This window comes from Microbacterium sp. JAI119 (assembly GCF_013410135.1).
GTDB lineage: Bacteria > Actinomycetota > Actinomycetes > Actinomycetales > Microbacteriaceae > Microbacterium > Microbacterium oxydans.
On record NZ_JACCCK010000001.1, the window covers coordinates 1,550,953 to 1,571,436 of the forward strand.

The following is a 20,484-nucleotide window of genomic DNA, read 5'->3' on the forward strand; positions in this document are numbered from 1 at the left end:
CCGAAAGCGAACGGTGGAAACCGCAGCCCTCATCGTCGTGCTTGTCATCGCGCTGGCACTCTTCTTCGACTTCACCAACGGCTTTCACGACACGGCGAACGCCATGGCGACGCCGATCGCCACAGGTGCGCTGAAGCCCAAGACCGCCGTCCTCCTCGCCGCGGTCCTCAACCTCGTCGGCGCCTTCCTGTCGACGGAGGTCTCCAAGACGATCTCCGGTGGCATCATCCGCGAAGACGCGATCATAGACGCGGGGACCGACCTGTTCCTGTCGCTGATCTTCGCCGGACTGATCGGCGCCATCACCTGGAACATGCTGACCTGGCTGCTCGGTCTGCCGTCGAGCTCGTCCCACGCCCTCTTCGGCGGACTGATCGGCGCGACCATGGTCGGCGCGGGCATCAGCGGGATCGACTTCGGCATGGTGCTCTCGAAGATCGTGCTCCCGGCTCTGATCGCCCCTGTCACCGCCGGCCTCATCGCATTCGCGGCCACCAAGATCGCCTACTCGATCACCCGTCGCTACGACGGGAAGCCCGATGGGCGCGATGGCTTCCGGTGGGGGCAGATCTTCACTTCGTCCCTCGTCGCGCTCGCGCACGGGACGAACGACGCGCAGAAGACGATGGGTGTGATCACGCTGGCGATGATCACCATCGGATGGCAGTCGGGAGCGCACCACGAGCCCGAGCTGTGGGTCATCATCGCCTGTGCGTTCACGATCGCTCTCGGCACCTACCTCGGCGGCTGGCGCATCATCCGCACCCTCGGCAAAGGGCTCACCGACGTCAAGCCGGCGCAGGGTTTCGCTGCGGAGAGCTCGACCGCAGCCACCATCCTCGCCTCCAGCGCCCTCGGCTTCGCCCTCTCCACGACGCAGGTGGCCTCCGGCTCGGTCATCGGCTCCGGTCTCGGACGTCGTGGCTCCACCGTTCGCTGGCGGACCGCCGGCCGTATCGGTGTCGGCTGGCTGCTGACGCTCCCCGCGGCAGGAGGCGTCGGGGCTCTTGCAGCGCTGCTCGTCGTCTGGCTCGGCAACTGGGGTGTCGTGATCGATGCCGTCATCGCGCTCGCCATCATCCTCGGACTCTTCATGCGGTCACGCCGCAACGCCGTGACGCCGGCGAACGCCATGAGCGACGTCGCCGAGTCGGGCCGTGCGATCGAGCTGCCGGACACACCTCCGCCGACGAGGCGTCAGCAGCGCATCGAGCAGGCCAAGGCCGAGGCTCGGGCCCGGGCCGAGGCGCGTGACAAGGCGAAGGCCGAGGCCAAGGCCCAGGCGAAGAAGGACGCGGCGGCGAAGGCGAAGAAGAAGGCCGACGCCAAAGCGACCACCAAGGCATCGAAGACCGCGTCGACGACGCAGAAGCCCGACGCCGGCCGGAACGGAGAGTCCGAATGAGCGTCTCGATCGACTGGTTCGCGTTCCTCCAGGTGTTCGCGGCCGCCCTCATCGGCGCCGCCGCCATCGTGACGTTCTACGCACTGGGGCTCCGCCTCCTCGTCCGCAGCGGTCGTGCACCTGTCGTGAGCCCCGCCGAGTTCACCGACGCGATCACGGTGATCACGGAGAAGGAGCTGAGGCGCGCCGAGAAGCAGGCTGCCAAGGCCGCCCGCAAGAGCCCGCTGACCGAGGGGCAGAAGTCCCTCGCACTGGTCGGCGCCTATGCCTGTTTCGCGCTGTGCGGTGTCGCCGTCGTCAGCGGGATCCTGCTCCTGGTCCTCGGACACTGATCGACGGCGAACCGCACGGATCCCGCTCCTCGGTGAACGCTCGGCCATAGGCTGGGGCTCATGTCCGCAGGAACAGGCAGCCCCTACGTGTTCGGCAGGCACGAGCCCGCATCTCATGTGCTCGTCCACGTCAGCGACCCGCATTTCCTCGCCGGGGGGATCCGGCTGGGCGGACGCTACGACGTCGAGTCGAACTTCGCCCGCACGCTGGAGGCGATCCGGGCAGTGCATCCGCACCCGGCTGCGATCGTCGTGACGGGCGACCTCGCCGACCTGGGGGAGCCCGAGGCGTACCGGCGACTGCGGGCAGCCGTCGAGCCGGTGGCCGATCAACTGGACACGCCGGTCGTCTGGGTCGCCGGCAATCATGACGAACGCCCTGCACTGCGCGCCGAGCTGCTCGGTCTGGAGCCGACGGAAGACCCTGTCACGGGAATCTGGGACCTCGACGGCCTGAGGGTCATCGCGCTGGACACGAGTGTGCCGGGCTGGCATCACGGCGACCTCGATGAGGGCCAGCTCTCGTGGCTGGCCGACGTGCTCGCCGAACCCGCGCCGCTCGGGACGATCCTGGCCATGCACCACCCGCCGCTGCCGAGCCACCTGCCGCTGTTCGACATCCTCGAGCTGCGGCACCAGGACGAGCTCGCCGACGTCATCCGGGGAAGCGACGTCCGCGGAATCCTCGCCGGCCACCTGCACTACTCGTCCCACGGCACCTTCGCCGGTGTTCCGGTCAGCGTCGCATCCGCCACCTGCTACACGATGAACGTCGCGCGCCCCGCCGCCGAGGTGAACGGCATGGATGCCGCGCAGGCATTCCAGCTCGTCCACGTGTACGCCGACACCATCACGCACACCGTCGTCCCCGTGACCGGCGCCGAGACCGGCGACTACTTCTCCGCGGACTGGCTCGAACGCATGGCGGAGCTCAGCCCGGAAGGGCGACTCGAGGCCTTCTCCCGCAAACCAGGACGCTGAGCGGCGTAGACTGAGGGGCATCCCCCACCCTTCTCACCCGCCACGACCCACGAGGATGTGACATGGCTTCTGCCGCGCCTACCCTGACCCGTACCGAGACCGATTCGCTCGGGAGCATGGAGATTCCCGTCGACGCGTACTGGGGGATCCATACCGCCCGCGCCGACGCGAACTTCCCGATCACGAAGCGGCCGATCTCCGTGTACCCCGACCTCGTGGTCGGTCTCGCGATGGTCAAGCAGGCGAGTGCGCGTGCGAACCGGGAGATCGGCGTGCTCGATCCGGAGCGGGCTGATCTGATCGATCGCGCAGCGCAGCGCGTGATCGACGGCGAGTTCCATGAGCAGTTCACGGTCGGCGTCATCCAGGGTGGTGCCGGAACCTCGACGAACATGAACGCGAACGAGGTCATCACCAACATCGCGCTCGAGATGGCCGGTCACGAGAAGGGCGACTATGCCTTCCTCTCGCCGATCGACCATACGAACCGCAGCCAGTCCACGAACGACGTGTACCCGACCGCGGTGAAGATCGGCCTCTCGCTGACCCTGCGCTCACTGCTCGAGGAGCTCGACCTGCTGCGGCTGTCCTTCCTGGGCAAGTCGCGCGAATTCCACGATGTGCTGAAGGTCGGTCGCACCCAGCTCCAGGACGCCGTGCCCATGACGCTGGGGCAGGAGTTCAACGGTTTCGCCACGACCCTCGGGTACGACCACACGCGACTCACCGAGAACGCGTCCCTCATGTTCGAGATCAACATGGGCGCGACGGCGATCGGTACGGGGATCACGACCCACCCGGGGTACGCACCCGCCGTCCTCAAGCACCTGCGTGAGATCACCGGTCTCGACCTGCGCACGGCCGGCGACCTCGTCGAGGCCACCAGCGACACCGGGTCGTTCATGTCGTTCTCCTCGACGCTGAAGCGCAACGCGATGAAGCTCTCGAAGATCTGCAACGACCTCCGTCTGCTCTCGTCCGGACCGCAGGCGGGTCTCGGAGAGATCAACCTCCCCGCCATGCAGGCGGGCTCGAGCATCATGCCAGGCAAGGTCAACCCGGTCATCCCGGAGGTCGTGAACCAGGTGGCGTTCGCGGTCGCCGGCGCCGACATGACCGTGACGATGGCGGCAGAGGCAGGACAGTTGCAGCTGAACGCCTTCGAGCCGGTGATCGCGCACTCGATCTTCCAGTCGATCACCTGGATGCGTCAGGCGATGTGGACCCTGCGCGTGAACTGCGTCGACGGCATCACCGCCAACCGTGACCGCCTCGGCGCCATGGTGGGGGCATCCGTTGGCGTCATCACAGCCCTCACGCCCTTCATCGGCTACGCGGCGGCGGCCGCTCTGGCGAAGACGGCGCTGCTGACCAACCGCAGCGTTGCCGACCTCGTGGTCGAAGCCGGTCTGATGTCTCGCGAAGAGGTCGTCAAGCAGCTGTCGCCGGCACGTCTCTCCGGCCTCGAGACGATCACGGCGGCGATCCCGGTGGTGGCGTCGGAAGACCTGATCGAGATCTGACCGTATCGATACGACGAGGGGGACGGATGCGGCGCATCCGTCCCCCTCGTCGTATCGTCCGTGCTCAGTCGGTGATCCGGCAGTGCGTGGTCAACTCGCCGATGCCGTCGATGCCGACGGTCACGGTGGAGTGGTCGCGGAGGAAGATCTGCGGGTCGCGTGAGTATCCGGCACCGCCGGGGCTGCCGGTCGAGATCAGGGTGCCGGGGAGCAGCGTGAGCGACTGCGAGAGGTGGGCGATGAGCTTCGCGACCGACCGGACCATCTGGTCGGTGCTCGCGTCCTGCACGGTGTGGCCGTCCACGACGGTCCAGATGTGGAGGTCCTGCGGGTCTGCCACCTCGTCGGCGGTCACGGCGAAGGGCCCGGTCGGAGTGAATCCGTCGAACGACTTGCAGCGGGACCACTGCGCCTCGGAGAACTGGATGTTCCTGGCCGTGATGTCGTTCACCACCGTGTAGCCCCAGACGTGCGTCAGGGCATCGGCCTCGGCGACGTCCTTGGCGGGGGTGCCGATGAGCACGCCGAGCTCGGCTTCGTAGTCGACGGCTTCGCTCAGAGCGCGCGGCCACGACGTGGTCTGGTCGTGACCGGTGAGCGAGTTCGGCCACAGGGTGAAGACCGTCGGCGCGGCGTCCGTCTTCAACCCCAGCTCGCTCGAGTGGGCGGCGTAGTTGAGGCCGACGGCCAGCACTGCGGGGGGAGTGAGCACCGCGGAGTCGAAGGCCCACCCGTCGAGCGGGTGCCGCGGGGCTGAGCCGTTCTCCAGGGCCCCGCGAAGAGCGTCGAGAGCCGATTCTCCTCCCTCGATCAGCTGCTGCAGGGTGGCAGGAGGGTCTGTCAGGAGGTCAGAGACGAGAATGGCGTCCGATCCCTCGACCACGGCGAGAGCCGCGTGGGGGGAGTCAGGACGGCGCAGGTGAGCGAACCGCATGCTCCTACGCTACCGGGTGGGTGCAGGTAGCCGGGTGGAGGGCGTCGCCATATCCGGACCATCGACGTTGTGCCCATAAGCTTTGCCTATGAGTTCCGGAGGACCGACCCAGCCGCAGCAGCCCTCGCCGTATGCTCCTCCGCCCGCGTCGCAGCCGACGTCCGGACCGACACCGCCGCCTCCCTACTCACCCGCTTATCCCGTGGCCTCGACGCCGCCGACCGCTGCGAGGAGGTCTGTCGCGGGCTACGCCTCTCCTCTCGCGCAGCCGACTCCGTACACGCCGCCGGCTCCGGTCGCCCCATCGCCCGCGGAGTCGCTTCCCGCTCTGCCCGTGCCGACGAGGAAGGGCCGCACGATATCGCTCTGGCTCTTCGGCGTGCTCGGTTTCCTGCTGATCGCGCTCGTGGGCTACTTCGTGTGGGCGCTCGGATCCTTCGCCTCCGTGGTCGGTCTGGTCCTCGCGCTCATCCCGCTCACGATCGTGTTCCTCGGCGTCCGGCTGATCGATCGCTGGGAGCCCGAGCCCAAGCGGCTCGTCGCATTCGCGATCGCCTGGGGTGCGGTGGCCGCGGTCGGGCTCACGCTGCTGGTCGACACGGCGCTCACGCTCCTGTTCGGCATCCGGTCTGAGGAGTTCGGTGCTGTCGTGCAGGCACCTGTCGTGGAGGAGCTCTGGAAGGGCCTCGGCGTCTTCCTCATCTTCCTGCTCGCCCGTCGGGCGTTCGACGGTCCTGTCGACGGCATCGTCTACGGAGCCCTGGTCGGTGCGGGCTTCGCCTTCACCGAGAACATCCAGTACTTCGGGGTGAGCTTGATCGAGGGCGGGGGAGAGCAGCTGACCGTGACCTTCGTCGTGCGCGGACTCCTCTCGCCCTTCGCTCACGCCATGTTCACCGCGATCACCGGTTTCGCGATCGGCATGGTCGCTCGTCGCCACGGCTCGGCGCGGGCTGCGGCCGGAGCCGGAGCACTGGGTCTGGTCGGAGCGATCCTGCTGCACGCGCTCTGGAACGGGTCAGCGACCTTCGCGGACTTCTTCGGGCTCTACTTCACTCTCCAGGTGCCGCTGTTCATCGGTTTCATCCTGGGCATCGTCGCGCTGCGACGGGAGGAGGCGCGACTCACGAGAGCCCGCCTGGAGGACTACGCCGCTGCGGGGTGGTTCACCCCGGAGGAAGTCACGATGCTGGCCACACCCGGCGGACGCAAGGTGGGTCTCGCGTGGGCATCCCAGCTGCGCGGCGACCGGCGTCCGCTGATGCGGGCGTTCATCAAGGACGCGACCGAGCTCGCCTCCGTCCGGCAGCGGGCTATCACGGGACGCGACCCGATGGCCGTCAACGACGAGCGTGCGCTGCTGATCCGCACCAGGGCCACGAGGGCGGCTCTCCTGGCCTACTGACGTGCGGCCGCGGCCGGCGTACTCTTCTGGCAAGGAAGGGCGGTGGCGGATGAGGACGTTCGTCGTGATCCACGGCGGTGGTGACGTCGGCTGGTCGTGGCATCTCGTGGCAGCCGAGCTGCGCAGGCGTGGTCACGCGGTGTTCGCCCCTGACCTGCCCGCCGACGACGACACCCTCACGCTCGAGGACTATGCCGAAGCGGTCGTGGACATCGTCGGTGCACGCCGGGAGGTGACGGTCGTCGGGCACTCCTTCGGGGCGTTCACCGCGCCCCTGGTCGCTGCACAGCTCGCCGCCGATGAGCTCGTCCTGTTCGCTGGCATGATCCCCACGCCGGACGAGTCCCCGAGTCAGTGGTGGGAGAACTCCGGGTACACGGTCGCTTCCGCGTCCCGATCCGCGCAGGACGGAGGGCTGACCGGCAATGCGGATCCGCTCGTCAGCTTTTACAACGGCGTCCCGCGCGCGCTTGCAGAGGAGGCATTGCGGCGCGAGCGCGCGCACCCGTCGCAGGAGGCGATGGAGCGGCCGTGGCCGCTTCGGGAGTGGCCCGACGTGTCGACGCGAGTGGTGGTGTTCTCGGACGACCGCTTCTTCCCCTCAGGGTTCCTGCGCGACCTGGCTGCGACCCGCCTCGGGCTGACCGCGGATGAACTCCCGGGTGGTCACTGCGCGATGCTGAGCCACCCCGTGGAGATCGCAGACCTGCTGTGCGGAGACGCCGGGTGACCGCGGAGCGCGGGCCTGTGGCAAGACTCAGCGCCCGGTGCTGCGGCGATGCCTGCGAGTCTCCCGGGCGCTGAGTTGATCTGTAAACAGGGTGCACCCGGCCCCGCGCGAGTGTCAAGAGCTTCTTCCCCCGGCGCCTCGGTGAAGTTGCGAGGTGTTCGCTGTGAGCAGGTGCCGGTGCGTTGACCCGGTCCATCGCGCTCGGGTTTGATGGACGTATGACTGATCGCACAAAGCCTGAGTTCGACGCCCCCACCGGCCCTGCGCCCGCGGACCTCGTCATCCGCGACATCATCGAGGGTGACGGTTCCGAGGCGAAGCCCGGCGACACCGTCACCGTGCACTATGCGGGGGTCGAGTTCGACTCCGGCGAAGAGTTCGACTCCTCCTGGGGCCGTGGTGAGACCATCCAGTTCCCGCTGCGGGGTCTCATCCAGGGCTGGCAGGACGGCATCCCCGGCATGAAGGTGGGTGGCCGCCGCGAGCTGATCATCCCGCCGCACCTGGCCTACGGCCCCGTCGGCGGAGGTCACTTCCTCTCCGGCAAGACCCTGATCTTCATCATCGATCTCGTCGCCGTCGGCTGATCCGGGCTCGCTCAACGAGGCGCCCCGCTCCTTCGGGAGAGGGGCGCCTCGTGCTGTTCGGGAAAAGTTTCTTCATTCAGGGGAATACATGCTTCTGAATGTAAGTTGTCACAGTGGTCGCGGTGAACGCGGCCCCTGTCCCTTGCCGCAGCTGCGGCTGACGTCTCCAGAGGAGAAGCAATGACTAGCATCGACATCCCCGGCTACCGTCCCGGCACCTGGGTCCTGGACCCCTCGCACAGCGAGGTCACCTTCAGTGTCCGTCACATGATGATCTCGAAGGTGCGTGGCACCTTCGGCGTCAAGAGCGCCACCCTGATCGCTCCGGAGAACCCTCTCGAGGCCAAGGTCGAGGCATCCGTCGACGTCACGTCGGTCGACACCAAGGACGAGGGCCGCGACCAGCACCTCCGTTCCGCCGACTTCTTCGACACCGAGAACTTCCCGACCATGGAGTTCGTCTCGACCGGCGCACGCGCCGAGGGCGGCGACCTGTTCGTGGACGGCGACCTCACCATCCGCGGCATCACGAAGCCGGTGACCTTCGAGCTCGACTTCGGCGGATTCGGCAGCGACCCGTGGGGCAACTACAAGGCCGGCGCATCCGCCAAGACGGTCATCAACCGCGAGGACTTCGGCCTGACCTGGAACGCTGCGCTCGAGACCGGCGGCGTTCTCGTCGGCAAGGACGTGACCATCAGCCTCGACCTCCAGGGCGCGCTGCAGCAGGACTGACGCGTCGGATAGAGACCGGAACCCCGGGCCCGTCAGGGCTCGGGGTTCTCTGCGTCGTAGTCGTGGAAACGACGGCTGCGGCGGGCGAGCGTCGCCACCAGAGCGATCACCAGGAAGCCGCCGAGCATGGGCGGGAACCAGAGGCTCGTCAGTGTCGCGAGCGTCCCCGCGTACAGCGCCCCGACGCGGGGGCCGCCGGCGACGACGACGACGAAGAGTCCCTGGAGGCGTCCGCGCATCGCGTCGGGCACGGCGGCCTGCATCATCGTGTTGCGGTAGATCGAGCTGACGTTGTCGGAGGCGCCGGAGAGCGCCAGTGCGATGCACGCGGCGATGATGAGGCCCACGTGTGGCTCGACCTCGCTCGCCGGTGCGGAGAGCGCGCCGATGAGCAGCACGGCGCCGAAGAGCAGGATCGATGCGCCGTAAGCCTCGACGGCTCTCGCGATCCCTCGACCGTGCCAGCGGTACTGCACGACGCGGCCGGAGAACAGACTCGAGGTGAAGGTCCCGACGGCGACCGCGGCCGTCAGGATGCCGGTGGTCAGTGCTCCGCCGCCGAGGAGAACCGTGCCGAGCGCCGGGAACAGCACGAGCGGCTGTCCGAACGTCATCGCGATGATGTCGATGATGTACTGCATGCGGATGTTGCCGGCCCTGCGGAGGAACCGCCAGCCGTCGACCAGAGACTCGAGTCCGGGGCGGACGACCTCGCCCTCCGGGCGCAACGCCGGCAGCGTCCACAGCCCGAGGAACATCGACAGCATCAGCACCACGTCGATCGTGTAGGTCCATCCGTAGCCGGTGAGGGCCACGAGGAGGCCAGCCAGCGCGGGACCCGCCATGACGGTGAGCCCGAAGGCGACGCCGTTGAGTGCCGACGCCGCGGCGAGCTTTTCCCGCGGGATGAGACGCGGGACGATGGCGGTGCGCGTCGCCATGCCCACGGAGTTGGCGGCCGAGTTGATCATGCTCAGGGCGTACAGCCACCAGATCGTCTCCGTGCCCGTCCAGGTGAGCGCGGCCAGGAGCGCTGTGGAGGCGAAGGTGACGGTGGCGGCGATGAGTGCTACCCGGCGCCTGTCGAACGCGTCGGCGAGCATCCCGCCGTACAGGCCGGCGAGGATCATGGGTACCAGTCCGGCGACGGCGATCATGGAGACGGCGAAGGTGTTCTGCGTGAGCTCGAACACGTGCAGCATGACCGTCACGATGGTGAGCTGGCCGCCGATGCCCGCCAGGGTCGAGCCGATCCACATCCGGGCGAATGCGGGGCTGGATGCGAGAGGGGAGAGGTCGATCAGATGACCGCGTCTGGGGGTCACGCTTCGGACTGCTTCTGCACGGTTCGAGACTAGTTGACCACCGCCGACATCCCTTCGGTGCCCGTGTCACCCGAGCGAGCCGACGACTGGTAGACTCGTCAGGTTGCCGTTTGATCGGCCGCGGATAAAGAGAGCCCACGCATCAGGCGTCGGGCGCCGCGCAACAAGCTGAAAGGGGATCGAATCTATGGCACTGGAAGCAGACGTCAAGAAGGCGATCATCGAAGAGTACGCGACGCACCCCGGTGACACCGGATCCCCCGAGGTGCAGGTCGCGATGCTGACGCAGCGCATCAAGGACCTCACCGAGCACCTGAAGGAGCACAAGCACGACCACCACTCGCGTCGTGGTCTGTTCCTGCTCGTGGGTCAGCGCCGTCGTCTGCTCGGCTACCTCCAGGACATCGACATCGCGCGCTACCGCTCGCTGATCGAGCGTCTCGGACTTCGCCGCTAAGGCACCGCGACCCCTGCGTTCAATCGCGCAGAACATTCTTGAGAAGGCCGTCCCACGGTGTGGGGCGGCCTTCGTCGTGCCCGCGTGCGTAGCGGTGCCGGTTGCCACCCGCCTGACTTTCCGATAGGAAAGTCATAGAGCTTTCCACCTGGAAAGCGGGGGAGGTCGTCATGGAGCAGAAGCCGATCGAAGGTCAGGACGCTCTGGTGCCCCCGGACCCGGAGACCGCTCGGCGCTATCTCGAGACGGTGGAGGCGGTGGTGGACCGGCGTGACCGTGCCGTCGACCGACGCGCTCTCGCCCGACTGCAGATCGGCAACGCCGTGGTCATGGCGGCGTATTTCGTCGCCTTCGCGCTCGTCCTCCGGCAGGACGACGTGCTGGCGTCGCAGATCGTGCTGTTCACTCTCCTGGTCTGGGGGCAGCTGTCCGCCGGGATGGCGCAGCGCACGGGTATGCAGTGGCGGATGACGCGCTCGCGGTGGCCGCTGCTGCTCGGCGGCGCAGTGATCGTCATCGGTGCCTTCGTGGTGTTCGGGTTCGCTGCTCTGGATACGCGACTTCCCGTCGGGGTGGTGCTCATCCCGGCAGCCATCGTGCTCGTCGGAGTCGGAGGGCATGGCGTCGTGCAGCTCATACGGGCTGCGGGTGACCCGCGTCGTCCGCGTCCGGCTCCCCGGCCGCTGCCGCGTCGGCTTCGTTGGGGCACCGTGCTCGTCGGCGTCGCGTTCGCCGTGCTGACGATGCTCGCGGGATCGCCGGACGACGTGCTGAGGAGCGTCATCACCCTGCTCGTGATGCTGTGCCTCGTGGCGTGGATCGCCGCCTCCGCCTCCGAGCTCGGTCTCCCCGCAGTCGGCGCGTCCTGGCGCTGGCCGCACCTCACCGTCTTCTTCGTCGCCGCCTGCATACCCGTGGGCATCGTCGTGGGATCCGGATCCCTCGGCAACCCAGGAATCGCCGGCGTGTGTGCCGGTGCCGGCGTGATCGCGTCGTTCGTGGCTGTCTCCTTCGTCGCGGGGCACGGCGAACGTGCGTGAGTCCGCCTCCGTCCCGCACCCGCGCACGCGGCTGGACGACAACTTCGCCTCGCCGATCCGGTTCTCCCTCATGGCCGGACTGGGCGACGGGATGGAGCTCGACTTCTCAGCCCTGCGGGAGATGCTGCAGTGCGGCGACTCGCCCCTGAGCAAGGCGATCGCGCACCTGCAGGCCGCCGGGTATGTGGTCGCGCGCAAAGGCACGGTCGGGGGGCGCTCGCGCACCTGGGTGCGTCCGACGAAGGCGGGGCGTGATGCCTTCGCCGCGCACCTTCAGGCACTGCGCGAGATCGTCGCCCTCAGCGGTGGGGCGGAACTGTGACGTCCCTCAGGCGGTCGCGCCGACGAGGTCGGGGTGATGGATCGCCGCGACATCGGGGTGCGCACGAAGCCGAGACTTGAGCGCGTTCTCGCCGTAGGTCGCATGGATCGGATTGCCGGGATCCTCGGTGACTCCGGTCGCTTGCGCAGCGAGGTCAGCGGGGAGCTCGAGCAGTGGCAGCTGCTGATCGAGCGCGGGGTTGAAGAAGAACGGGATCGAGATGCGCTCCTCCGGTGCCCGCGGTGAGATCACACGGTGGTTCGTGGCCTTGAGGTATCCGCCGGTGGCGTACTCCAGCAGCTCGCCGATGTTGACGACGAAGGCGCCGGGCACCGGGGGAGCAGAGACCCACTCACCGTCACGCTCGACCTGGAGTCCGCCCTTGCCGGGCTCGACCCACAGCAGCGTCAGCACACCGGAATCCTTGTGCGCTCCGACGCCCTGCTGCGGTTCCGGCTCGTCCGTGCCCGGGTATCGCACGATCTTGATCAGAGTCGACGGATCGCGGAACGGCTCGTCGAAGTAGGTCTCGTCTGCGCCGAGAGTGACAGCCCAGGCGCGAAGAAGCTTGCGCGCGATCTCGGTCAGGGTGTCGTGCCACTCCGTGACGATCTCCTTCAGCTCCGGCTGGGCTGCGGGCCAGAGGTTGGGGCCGGTGAGCCGGTTGAAGGCGGGGCCGCCGTCGACGGGTTCGCGCTCGGGGCCGATGTCGATCTGCTCGCGCCAGTCGACCTTCCCCTGCGTCCGCTCGCCGCCCACTCGGGTGTACCCGCGGAAATGCGGACTGTTCACGTTCTCGATCGCGAGCTTGTCCTCTTCGGGCAGGGCGAAGAAGTCGAGCGCCGCCTGATGGAGCCGGGCCTCGAGCTCGGGGGAGATCCCGGTGCCGGTGAGGTAGAAGAAACCGACGTCGTGCGTCGCGGCCCGCAGTTCTTCACGGAATCGTGCGGCGGAGTCGGGGCCTTCGTCGAGCTGGGAGAGGTCGAGGACGGGGAGCGAGAGTTCAGCCATGGACCGAGGCTACGTCGCCTGGACGGGGAGGGTGCTCTGTGTTGCAATCCATTACTTCCCGCCGTCGGGGTTCGGAGCACGTCGATCGCGGTGCTAGAGTCATCCTTCGGTAAGGGCCGCCTTACCTCAGTCACCGCAGAGAGTGTTTTCCGTGCTCGCCACTTTTCTCATCGGGCTCCGCGAGGGTCTCGAAGCCGCGCTCGTCGTCGGTATCCTCGTCGCCTACCTCCGTCGTCTCGGCCGGAAGGATGCCCTCCCGAAGATGTGGGCAGGAGTCGGTCTCGCTATCGTCCTGGCGCTCGGCATCGGAGCTGTGCTCACGTTCGGTGCGTACGAACTGACGTTCCAGGCGCAGGAGCTGATCGGCGGAGGTCTCTCGCTGCTCGCCGTGACCATGGTGACCTGGATGATCTTCTGGATGCAGCGCGCTGGTCGCAGCATGAAGGCCACGCTGGAGGGCGGTATCGATCGCGCCCTCACCGCCGGCGGGCTCTGGGCCCTGATCGCCATCGGCTTCGTGTCGGTCGCGCGCGAGGGTATCGAGACCACGCTGTTGCTGTGGTCGATGGTCCAGTCCTTCGGAGACGCCCCCTCGGCGCTGCTGGGCGCGCTGCTCGGACTGATCGCTGCCGTGATCATCGGCTGGCTGATCTCCCGCGGCGCGCTGCGACTCGATCTCCGCCGCTTCTTCGCCTGGACGGGGGGCTTCCTGGTGATCGTCGCCGCCGGTGTCCTCGCCTACGCGCTCATGGACCTCCAAGAGGCCGGAGCGCTCCCTGGCCCGTTCACCGCTCTGGCCCCGATCGATGCGGTGACCGGGGGCGTGGCCGTCGGATGGGCGGCCTTCCCCTTCGGCTGGGCATTCGACGTGTCGGCGACGATCGCCCCGGGCGGCCCTCTCGCCTCGATCCTGCAGGCGACCATCGGATTCATGCCGGCGATGACCTGGTTGCAGGTCGTCGCCTGGGTCCTCTACATCTCCGTCGTCGGATGGCTGTACATCCGCGGCCTCCGCTCGAGCCGCGCGGCGAAGCCGCAGAGCCCGACGGAGCCCTCATCGACATCTCCCTCCCTCTCACCTCAAGGAGCAGCATGACCACCTCGCACCGGATCCTGGGGGTGCTGGCCGCCACCGGCGCCGCGGCGCTCGTCCTCAGCGGCTGCGTCGCGAAGAGCGATGCACAGGCCACGGCGGCGTTCGACGTCTCGTCGACCGACAGCGACTGCGCCGTGTCGGCGTCGACAGCCGAGAGCGGGACTCTCACCTTCGACGTCAAGAACGACAGCGGTCAGGTGACGGAGTTCTACCTTCTCGCCGAGGACGGGCTCCGCATCGTGGGTGAGGTCGAGAACATCGCACCGGCAGCATCGCGCACATTGACCGTGGTCGCCCAGCCGGGCGACTACTTCACCCTCTGCAAGCCGGGCATGGTCGGCGACGGCGTCGGGAAGACGGCGTTCACCGTCACCGGGGACCGTGTCGCGGTCGACGGGCCCGATGCCGAGCAGAAGCAGAAGGCGGTCGATCTCTACGGTGCCTTCGTCAAGGATCAGGTCGGTCAGCTCGTCCCCGCCGTCGAGGACTTCGTCGCCGCCTACGAGTCCGGCGACGACGAGACCGCCCGCACCCTGTTCCCGCAGACTCGCGCCTTCTACGAGCGCATCGAGCCCGTCGCGGAGGCGCTGGGCGACCTCGACCCGCGCATCGACTACCGCGAGGTCGACGCCGTCGCCGAGAAGCTCGATTGGACGGGCTTCCACCGCATCGAGAAGGATCTGTGGGTGCCTGCGCAGGACGCGCTGAACGCGGACGGTGAGACCCCTGCGTGGCAGGACTGGGCGCCGTCGACACCGGAAGAGCGTGCCGATTACGGCGACCTGCTGCTCGCCGACGTGCAGGAGCTGTACGACTACGTGCACTCCGACGACTTCACCACCGCGCTCGACGACCAGGGCATCGGCGGCATCTCCAACGGAGCGATCGCGTTGCTCGATGAGGTCGCGACCGGCAAGATCTCCGGCGAGGAGGACTGGTGGTCCGGCACGGATCTGTACGACTTCGCGGCAAACGTTGAGGGCTCCAAGATGGCGTTCTCGCTCGTGCAGGAGTTCGCCGCCGCACAGGGCGATCAGGGCAAGGAACTGGTCGCCGAGATCGAGTCCGGTTACACCGCCCTCGAGGACTCGCTCGCGACCCACGGTTCGCTCGCAGCCGGATTCGTGGGCTACTCGGAGTTGACCGAGGCCGACAAGCGCGAGTTCACCGATCTGATCAACGCCCTGGCCGAGCCGCTGTCGCAGCTCACCAGCACGGTCCTCGACTGATCAGCGTCGAGTCGGCCCACCGGATACGATCACGGACGTGAACGAGTCAGAAGCGGGTGCCGCGCACGGCGAATCGACGTCGGGCGGGGCATCCACCCCGACCGGACTGAGCAGGCGCGGCCTTCTCGGGCTGGCCATCGGTGGCAGTGTCGCGGGGCTCGCTGTCGGGACCGGCGCCGGCCTTACCGGGGGAGTCGCACTGGGGCGTGCCAGGGCTGCCGATGACGCGCATTCGGCCTACGACTTCTTCGGAGAGCATCAGGCGGGCATCACCACTCCGGTGCAGGACCATCTGCACTTCGCCAGCTTCGACATGATGCCGCGCACCGACCGCGATGACCTGATCTCCCTGCTGCAGGACTGGTCGTATGCGGCGTCGCGCATGGCGCAAGGACTCGAGGTCAGCGCGACCGGCGCGGTCGGCGGACCGGCCGAGGCGCCTCCGGACGATACGGGAGAGGCGCTGGGTCTGCCCGCTGCAGGACTCACGATCACGTTCGGCTTCGGACCCGGTCTCTTCGAGAACGAGGACGGTGACCGGTACGGCATCGCCGCGCAGCGGCCGGCGGGGCTGGAGCGTCTGCCCGCCTTCCTCGGCGACGACCTCGATCCTCAGACCTCTCACGGTGACCTCTGTGTCCAGGCCTGTGCCGACGACCCCCAGGTGGCGGTGCACGCCATCCGCAACCTCAGTCGCATCGCGTTCGGCCGCGCGCGCCTGCGCTGGTCGCAGCTCGGCTTCGGCAAGACGTCGCGCACCACGGCGACGCAGGCGACCCCGCGCAACCTCTTCGGATTCAAGGACGGCACCGCGAACATCCTCGCCGACGACACCGAGGCGCTGAGGGATCACGTCTGGGTCGCCGCGAAGGACGAGCCGGCGTGGCTGGCCGGTGGCTCCTATCTCGTGGCCCGGAAGATCGCGATGCTCATCGAGACCTGGGACCGGGTGCGGCTCTCCGAGCAGGACACGATCATCGGCCGCGACAAGGGCGAGGGTGCACCGCTCTCCGGCGGCGATGAGTTCACCGCTCCGGACTTCCACGGCAAGGCGATCGACGCCGACAGTCACATGAGCCTCGCGCACCCGGAACACAACGACGGCATCCGCATCCTCCGCCGCGGCTACAACTACGTCGACGGCAACAACGAGCTCGGTCGGCTCGACGCCGGGCTGTTCTTCCTCTCGTATCAGCGCGACCCCGCGCAGTTCATCGCGTTGCAGCGGCGGTTGTCGACCGACCTCATGAACGAGTACATCCGCCATGTCGGTTCGGGCGTCTGGGCGGTGCCGGCGGGCGCGAAGCCGGGGTCCTACGTGGGAGCCGCGCTGTTCGCCTGAGCTGTCACGGCTCGCGTGTGCTCGTGAGCGTCTCCACCGCGAACGCAGCGATGGCATCGGCGCCGAAGTGATCGTCGGCCGTGATGGTCACCACGGCGTCGTCGAGGAAGATGAGCAGTTGGCCGTAGGCGCCGTGAAGTCTCCACGCCGGCCCGGGGCCGCCCCATCCTGCAAGGGCGTAGCGATCGTAGTCCGCGCTCTCGCCGGCGACCCGCCATTGCGTGTGCATCGCGTCGGTCCATTCTGGGGCGATCAGCTGTCGGCCCTCCCACGCGCCGCGTTCCCTGATGAACAGGCCGAGGCGCGCCAGCTCATCGGTGCGCAGGGGCAGGCCCCCTCCCGCGGCGATGCGACCCTGAGGGCTGCGCTCCCATTCCACGTCATCGATGCCGAGCGGTCGGAACAGTCGGGCGTCGAGGTATTCGCCGACATCTCCGACGCGCGCGGCGAGCGCGGCCATGGCGGTGTACGTGCTCGCGTTCGAGTACTGGAACGAGCGTCCGCTCGACGGGCGTCGCAGGAACTCGCGGGCCAGGTCCGGCCAGTCCGTCAGCAGCGTCTCGGACCACGGCAGATCGATCCCGCTGGTCATCGAGAGCAGATCCCGCAGCGTGACGTCCTCGACGCCATCTCCCAGCTCGAAGTCGGGGAGGTAGATGCCGACGGGCACGTCGAGCGACACCGCGCCCTCGTCGGCTGCCATTCCCGCAGCCAGAACGCAGACACCTTTCGCGATGGAGTGGACGTCCTCCCGCACGTCGTCGGTCCAGCGATGTTCAGCGGTCTCGGTGGCGACGCGGACGTGCAGCCCGTGAGCGCCGAAGTCCGTCTCCTCGATGCGTTCGACGATGCGGTCTCGGACGGTCTGTGCGCGGCTCACGCCTTCGAGGCTATCGCCCTGGCTGGCGGGGGCGTCGTGAGCCCGTCGGGTCGTTCCGGCGCCCCTCCTTGGAGGCGAGCGCCGGGTCGGCGAACAGCCACCCTGGCCGGGGTTCCACCAGGGGGCGGAAGACCCACCTGACCGGCTTCGTCGCCAGCGCGAGGGCGATCAGCACCGACGCCACGGTGACGAGGGGGAGCCAGATCCAGGTCGGCTCGAGGCTCTGCAGGACCCCGCTCTCGCGGAAGGGGTACAGCACGAACGAATGCAGCAGGAACACGTACATCGTGTACTGCCCGAATGTCGTCCACCAGTGGGCGCCCCGCGGGATGAGGGCGAAGAAGGCGGCGCTGAGCACGACGGCGAGCATCATCAGGAGTATCCGCACCCCGCCGGCCCACCACTGCTCCCCGCCCAGATCGGCATAGGAGTCCTCGTAGAAGAGCCAGTGCCGCAGATCGGCCGCCTGCCACAGCGGAAGCCAGTTCCAGGCGGCCCAACCGGCCAGTGCGAAGATCGCGACGGCGCCGCCGCGGATCCACCAGGGACGGAAGTCGAGGAGACGGAACCTGTCCACGATGTCGTGCTCGCGCAGCCACCAGCCCAGAGTGAAGAAGGGAAGGAGCCCCAGGGTGCGGGACAGCGAGAACGTGCTGTCGACGTTCGGCAGGTATCCCACGCCGACCGAGATCACCACTGTCCACAGCAGTGGCCACCGAAGCAGCGCGAGGTACGGGAGCACGAGCCGGAAGATCCCGAGTGCGAGGAGGAACCACAGCGTCCAGCTCGGCTTCGTGATGTTCGGATCGACCTGTCCCTCGACGAGCCACTTGGTGAGTGTCCACAGCGTCTCGAAGATGACGTAGGGGAGCAGGATGTCCGTGATCACCCTGGCCATCTGCGTCTTGGAGGGGGAGCCGGACTTCGAGAAGTAGCCGGAGATGATGGCGAACGCCGGCATGTGGAACGCGTACAGCGCCAGGTAGAACGCGAAGGCGATGTCGGAGTCGTACGTCAGGCGCTGGATCGCGTGACCGAGCACGACGAGCACGATGCAGACGTATCGTGCGTTGTCCCAGAACGGCACACGCCTCCGCCTGCGGGGGACCGATCCTGTGGTGGGCCCTGAGACGTCGGCGCCGGCACTGCTCATCGTTCGAGGCTACAGGCCGGGAATAAAGTTGATGTAAGCGCGTTGACACAGATACATTCAAATGAATAGAACGGGATGCGAGTCGTCCGGTTCGGAGACACGGAGCAATCATGAGCGAGCAGTCAGGCGCGCAGGCGATGCAGTTCGGCATCATGTCGGTCAGCGACATCACCCGCGATCCCACCACGGGAATCACCCCCAGCGAGCAGGAGCGCATCAAGGCGACGACGGCGATCGCCGTGCACGCCGAAGAGGTCGGACTCGACGTCTTCGCGATCGGCGAGCACCACAACCCGCCGTTCTGGTCCTCCAGCCCCACGACCTTCCTGGCGGCACTAGCCGCGCAGACCGAGCGCCTCATCGTCTCCACGTCGACGACGCTCATCACCACGAACGACCCTGTGCGCATCGCCGAGGAGTACGCGATGCTGCAGCACGTGTCCGACGGCCGCATGGACCTCATGCTCGGCCGCGGCAACACCGGCCCGGTGTACCCGTGGTTCGGGCAGGACATCCGTCAGGGTCTGCCGCTCGCGATCGAGAACTATGCCCTGCTGCACAAGCTGTGGCGCGAGGACGTCGTCGACTGGGAGGGCAAGTTCCGCACCCCGTTGCAGGGCTTCACCTCGACGCCCCGTCCGCTCGACGGCATCGCCCCGTTTGTGTGGCACGGCTCCATCCGCACCCCGGAGATCGCGGAGCAGGCCGCCTACTACGGAGACGGATTCTTCGCGAACAACATCTTCTGGCCGAAGGAGCACTACCAGCGGCTCATCGAGCTGTACCGTCAGCGCTTCGAGCACTACGGCCACGGCACGCGCGAGCAGGCGATCGTGGGACTCGGCGGCCAGGTGTTCATGGCCGCGAAGTCGCAGGACGCGGTGAACCAGTTCCGCCCGTACTTCGACAACGCGCCCGTGTACGGTCACGGTCCGAGCATGGAGGACTTCACGGAGATGACCCCGCTGACGGTGGGCTCTCCGCAGCAGGTGATCGACCGCTACGCCGGCATGCGCGAGCACTATGGCGACTACCAGCGTCAGCTGTTCCTCATCGACCACGCTGGTCTGCCGTTGAAGACGGTCCTCGAGCAGCTCGACATCCTCGGTTCCGAGGTCGTCCCCGTGCTGCGCAAGGAGCTTGCGAAGGACCGCCCCGCATCCGTGCCGGACGCGCCGACCCATGCCGCGCGCGTCAAGGCCGAGTTCGGTGACGGGCCGACCCGTCAGGCGCGCCCCGGTGCGAACCGCGGAGACAACCTCACCGGGGACTCGCCCTACCAGGACACCCCGGCGCCCGCGGGTGCCGCCTTCGGACTCGGCCGGAAGGAGGCCTGACATGACCACGCGTCGTATCGCCGTCGTCTCGGCGGGATTGTCGAACCCGTCGTCCACCAGGATGCTCGCCGATCGCCTCGCGGCCGAGACCGTGAAAGCCCTCGCCGCACACGACATCGAGGCGAGCGTCGACGTGATCGAGCTGCGCGACTATGCGCACGACATCACGAACAACATGCTCACCGGCTTCGCGCCGCCGGCGCTCGAGACGGCGATCAACACCGTGGTCTCCGCCGATGCGCTGATCGCTGTGACGCCGATCTTCTCGACGAGCTACTCGGGCCTGTTCAAGTCGTTCATCGACGTGCTCGACCCGGACGCCCTCACCGGGAAGCCCGTGCTCATCGGGGCGAACGCGGGCACCGCCAGGCACTCGCTGGCGATCGACTACGCGATCCGCCCGCTGTTCGCGTACCTCCACGCCGAGGCCGTCTCGACCGGAGTGTTCGCGGCATCAAGCGATTGGGGCGGCGGGGGCGACGACGTCGCTCCGCTCGCCAAGCGTGTGGAGAAGGGGGCGAAGGAGCTCGCGGAGGCGATCGCACGTCGCGGAGCCTCCGAGACGGTCGATCCCTACGACCCTGCCACGTACCTGGGTGAAGGGCGCTCGTTCGGCCACATGCTCGGCGGTCTGGCGGGCGAGTGAGTCGCGCATGACGC

At 67.8% G+C, this 20,484-nt stretch carries 21 protein-coding genes; 16 read left to right on the forward strand and 5 right to left on the reverse strand.

Features of this window, described 5'->3' with window-relative positions; genetic code table 11:
* The first annotated feature begins 13 nt into the window (after nucleotides 1-13).
* The 4 genes from HDC31_RS07465 (at nucleotide 14) to HDC31_RS07480 (ending at nucleotide 4,241) form a co-directional block, all read left to right on the forward strand.
* Entirely contained in the window at nucleotides 14-1,405 is a 1,392-nt protein-coding gene (locus HDC31_RS07465; protein WP_046748281.1) for an inorganic phosphate transporter, read from the forward strand.
* Complete coding sequence (locus tag HDC31_RS07470; RefSeq protein WP_061015993.1) at nucleotides 1,402-1,737, forward strand: hypothetical protein; 336 nt, start codon at nucleotides 1,402-1,404, stop codon at nucleotides 1,735-1,737. The genes HDC31_RS07465 and HDC31_RS07470 overlap by 4 nt, the downstream gene beginning before the upstream one ends.
* A gap of 60 nt (nucleotides 1,738-1,797) precedes the next feature.
* Nucleotides 1,798-2,718, forward strand: a complete 921-nt coding sequence (locus HDC31_RS07475; RefSeq protein ID WP_058632302.1) for a phosphodiesterase — start codon at nucleotides 1,798-1,800, stop codon at nucleotides 2,716-2,718.
* Between the two features lie 62 nt (nucleotides 2,719-2,780).
* Entirely contained in the window at nucleotides 2,781-4,241 is a 1,461-nt protein-coding gene (locus tag HDC31_RS07480; protein WP_046748284.1) for an aspartate ammonia-lyase, read from the forward strand.
* A gap of 64 nt (nucleotides 4,242-4,305) precedes the next feature.
* On the opposite strand, the gene HDC31_RS07485 is transcribed toward HDC31_RS07480, so the two are convergent.
* Nucleotides 4,306-5,175 (reverse strand): fumarylacetoacetate hydrolase family protein, encoded by an 870-nt coding sequence (locus tag HDC31_RS07485; protein WP_058630507.1) that lies wholly within the window; start codon nucleotides 5,173-5,175, stop codon nucleotides 4,306-4,308.
* A gap of 202 nt (nucleotides 5,176-5,377) precedes the next feature.
* Here HDC31_RS07485 and HDC31_RS07490 point away from each other — a divergent pair, with 202 nt between their 5' ends.
* The 4 genes from HDC31_RS07490 (at nucleotide 5,378) to HDC31_RS07505 (ending at nucleotide 8,632) form a co-directional block, all read left to right on the forward strand.
* Nucleotides 5,378-6,580, forward strand: a complete 1,203-nt coding sequence (locus tag HDC31_RS07490; protein WP_258546545.1) for a PrsW family intramembrane metalloprotease — start codon at nucleotides 5,378-5,380, stop codon at nucleotides 6,578-6,580.
* 49 nt (nucleotides 6,581-6,629) lie between these two features.
* Entirely contained in the window at nucleotides 6,630-7,310 is a 681-nt protein-coding gene (locus tag HDC31_RS07495) for an alpha/beta fold hydrolase (RefSeq protein ID WP_061015468.1), read from the forward strand.
* Between the two features lie 218 nt (nucleotides 7,311-7,528).
* On the forward strand, nucleotides 7,529-7,897 hold the full coding sequence (locus HDC31_RS07500) for an FKBP-type peptidyl-prolyl cis-trans isomerase (protein ID WP_113681786.1): 369 nt from the start codon (nucleotides 7,529-7,531) through the stop codon (nucleotides 7,895-7,897).
* Between the two features lie 180 nt (nucleotides 7,898-8,077).
* Complete coding sequence (locus HDC31_RS07505; protein ID WP_045265072.1) at nucleotides 8,078-8,632, forward strand: YceI family protein; 555 nt, start codon at nucleotides 8,078-8,080, stop codon at nucleotides 8,630-8,632.
* 32 nt (nucleotides 8,633-8,664) lie between these two features.
* On the opposite strand, the gene HDC31_RS07510 is transcribed toward HDC31_RS07505, so the two are convergent.
* Nucleotides 8,665-9,957, reverse strand: a complete 1,293-nt coding sequence (locus HDC31_RS07510) for an MFS transporter (protein ID WP_179515948.1) — start codon at nucleotides 9,955-9,957, stop codon at nucleotides 8,665-8,667.
* A 187-nt stretch (nucleotides 9,958-10,144) separates the two neighbouring features.
* On the opposite strand from HDC31_RS07510, the gene rpsO reads away from it, so the two are divergent.
* The 3 genes from rpsO (at nucleotide 10,145) to HDC31_RS07525 (ending at nucleotide 11,776) form a co-directional block, all read left to right on the forward strand.
* Nucleotides 10,145-10,414 carry a 30S ribosomal protein S15 gene (gene rpsO / locus HDC31_RS07515; RefSeq protein WP_017830938.1) on the forward strand — a complete coding sequence of 90 codons (270 nt, stop codon included), beginning with the start codon at nucleotides 10,145-10,147 and terminating at the stop codon, nucleotides 10,412-10,414.
* A 170-nt stretch (nucleotides 10,415-10,584) separates the two neighbouring features.
* Nucleotides 10,585-11,454, forward strand: coding sequence for a hypothetical protein (locus tag HDC31_RS07520; protein ID WP_061015466.1), 870 nt, complete (start codon nucleotides 10,585-10,587; stop codon nucleotides 11,452-11,454).
* On the forward strand, nucleotides 11,447-11,776 hold the full coding sequence (locus HDC31_RS07525) for a transcriptional regulator (protein WP_058630511.1): 330 nt from the start codon (nucleotides 11,447-11,449) through the stop codon (nucleotides 11,774-11,776). The genes HDC31_RS07520 and HDC31_RS07525 overlap by 8 nt, the downstream gene beginning before the upstream one ends.
* A gap of 6 nt (nucleotides 11,777-11,782) precedes the next feature.
* On the opposite strand, the gene HDC31_RS07530 is transcribed toward HDC31_RS07525, so the two are convergent.
* The gene (locus HDC31_RS07530) at nucleotides 11,783-12,787 is read right to left on the reverse strand and encodes an isopenicillin N synthase family oxygenase (RefSeq protein ID WP_058630512.1); all 1,005 of its coding nucleotides are present in this window, start codon (nucleotides 12,785-12,787) and stop codon (nucleotides 11,783-11,785) included.
* Nucleotides 12,788-12,938: 151 nt separating this feature from the next.
* Between HDC31_RS07530 and efeU the strand changes: the two genes are divergently transcribed.
* From efeU to efeB, 3 genes are read left to right on the forward strand one after another with little or no spacing between them, the layout of a single operon-like run.
* Complete coding sequence (efeU, locus tag HDC31_RS07535; RefSeq protein ID WP_113681783.1) at nucleotides 12,939-13,883, forward strand: iron uptake transporter permease EfeU; 945 nt, start codon at nucleotides 12,939-12,941, stop codon at nucleotides 13,881-13,883.
* Complete coding sequence (gene efeO / locus HDC31_RS07540) at nucleotides 13,880-15,112, forward strand: iron uptake system protein EfeO (RefSeq protein ID WP_113681782.1); 1,233 nt, start codon at nucleotides 13,880-13,882, stop codon at nucleotides 15,110-15,112. Before efeU ends, efeO begins: the two co-directional genes overlap by 4 nt.
* Nucleotides 15,113-15,149: 37 nt before the next feature.
* Complete coding sequence (gene efeB, locus HDC31_RS07545; protein ID WP_179515949.1) at nucleotides 15,150-16,454, forward strand: iron uptake transporter deferrochelatase/peroxidase subunit; 1,305 nt, start codon at nucleotides 15,150-15,152, stop codon at nucleotides 16,452-16,454.
* A 4-nt stretch (nucleotides 16,455-16,458) separates the two neighbouring features.
* On the opposite strand, the gene HDC31_RS07550 is transcribed toward efeB, so the two are convergent.
* Together HDC31_RS07550 and HDC31_RS07555 are read right to left on the reverse strand one after the other, a co-directional pair.
* A complete protein-coding gene (locus HDC31_RS07550; RefSeq protein ID WP_058630515.1) occupies nucleotides 16,459-17,334 on the reverse strand; it encodes a serine hydrolase in 876 nt (291 codons plus the stop codon).
* Nucleotides 17,335-17,344: 10 nt separating this feature from the next.
* Nucleotides 17,345-18,487 (reverse strand): acyltransferase family protein, encoded by a 1,143-nt coding sequence (locus HDC31_RS07555; protein WP_113681781.1) that lies wholly within the window; start codon nucleotides 18,485-18,487, stop codon nucleotides 17,345-17,347.
* Between the two features lie 110 nt (nucleotides 18,488-18,597).
* On the opposite strand from HDC31_RS07555, the gene HDC31_RS07560 reads away from it, so the two are divergent.
* Together HDC31_RS07560 and HDC31_RS07565 are read left to right on the forward strand one after the other, a co-directional pair.
* Complete coding sequence (locus HDC31_RS07560; protein WP_046748303.1) at nucleotides 18,598-19,824, forward strand: LLM class flavin-dependent oxidoreductase; 1,227 nt, start codon at nucleotides 18,598-18,600, stop codon at nucleotides 19,822-19,824.
* 1 nt (nucleotide 19,825) lies between these two features.
* Complete coding sequence (locus HDC31_RS07565; protein WP_113681780.1) at nucleotides 19,826-20,470, forward strand: FMN reductase; 645 nt, start codon at nucleotides 19,826-19,828, stop codon at nucleotides 20,468-20,470.
* The last annotated feature ends 14 nt before the right edge of the window (nucleotides 20,471-20,484 follow it).

Bases quoted from the DNA above. Each gene is read 5' to 3' on its own strand.
- HDC31_RS07470 (WP_061015993.1), top strand. From the start codon at position 1,402: ATGAGCGTCTCGATCGACTGGTTCGCGTTCCTCCAGGTGTTCGCGGCC.
- HDC31_RS07475 (WP_058632302.1), top strand. From the start codon at position 1,798: ATGTCCGCAGGAACAGGCAGCCCCTACGTGTTCGGCAGGCACGAGCCC.
- HDC31_RS07480 (WP_046748284.1), top strand. From the start codon at position 2,781: ATGGCTTCTGCCGCGCCTACCCTGACCCGTACCGAGACCGATTCGCTC.
- HDC31_RS07485 (WP_058630507.1), bottom strand. From the start codon at position 5,175: ATGCGGTTCGCTCACCTGCGCCGTCCTGACTCCCCCCACGCGGCTCTC.
- HDC31_RS07495 (WP_061015468.1), top strand. From the start codon at position 6,630: ATGAGGACGTTCGTCGTGATCCACGGCGGTGGTGACGTCGGCTGGTCG.
- HDC31_RS07500 (WP_113681786.1), top strand. From the start codon at position 7,529: ATGACTGATCGCACAAAGCCTGAGTTCGACGCCCCCACCGGCCCTGCG.
- HDC31_RS07505 (WP_045265072.1), top strand. From the start codon at position 8,078: ATGACTAGCATCGACATCCCCGGCTACCGTCCCGGCACCTGGGTCCTG.
- rpsO (WP_017830938.1), top strand. From the start codon at position 10,145: ATGGCACTGGAAGCAGACGTCAAGAAGGCGATCATCGAAGAGTACGCG.
- HDC31_RS07520 (WP_061015466.1), top strand. From the start codon at position 10,585: ATGGAGCAGAAGCCGATCGAAGGTCAGGACGCTCTGGTGCCCCCGGAC.
- HDC31_RS07530 (WP_058630512.1), bottom strand. From the start codon at position 12,787: ATGGCTGAACTCTCGCTCCCCGTCCTCGACCTCTCCCAGCTCGACGAA.
- efeO (WP_113681782.1), top strand. From the start codon at position 13,880: ATGACCACCTCGCACCGGATCCTGGGGGTGCTGGCCGCCACCGGCGCC.
- HDC31_RS07555 (WP_113681781.1), bottom strand. From the start codon at position 18,487: ATGAGCAGTGCCGGCGCCGACGTCTCAGGGCCCACCACAGGATCGGTC.
- HDC31_RS07560 (WP_046748303.1), top strand. From the start codon at position 18,598: ATGAGCGAGCAGTCAGGCGCGCAGGCGATGCAGTTCGGCATCATGTCG.
- HDC31_RS07565 (WP_113681780.1), top strand. From the start codon at position 19,826: ATGACCACGCGTCGTATCGCCGTCGTCTCGGCGGGATTGTCGAACCCG.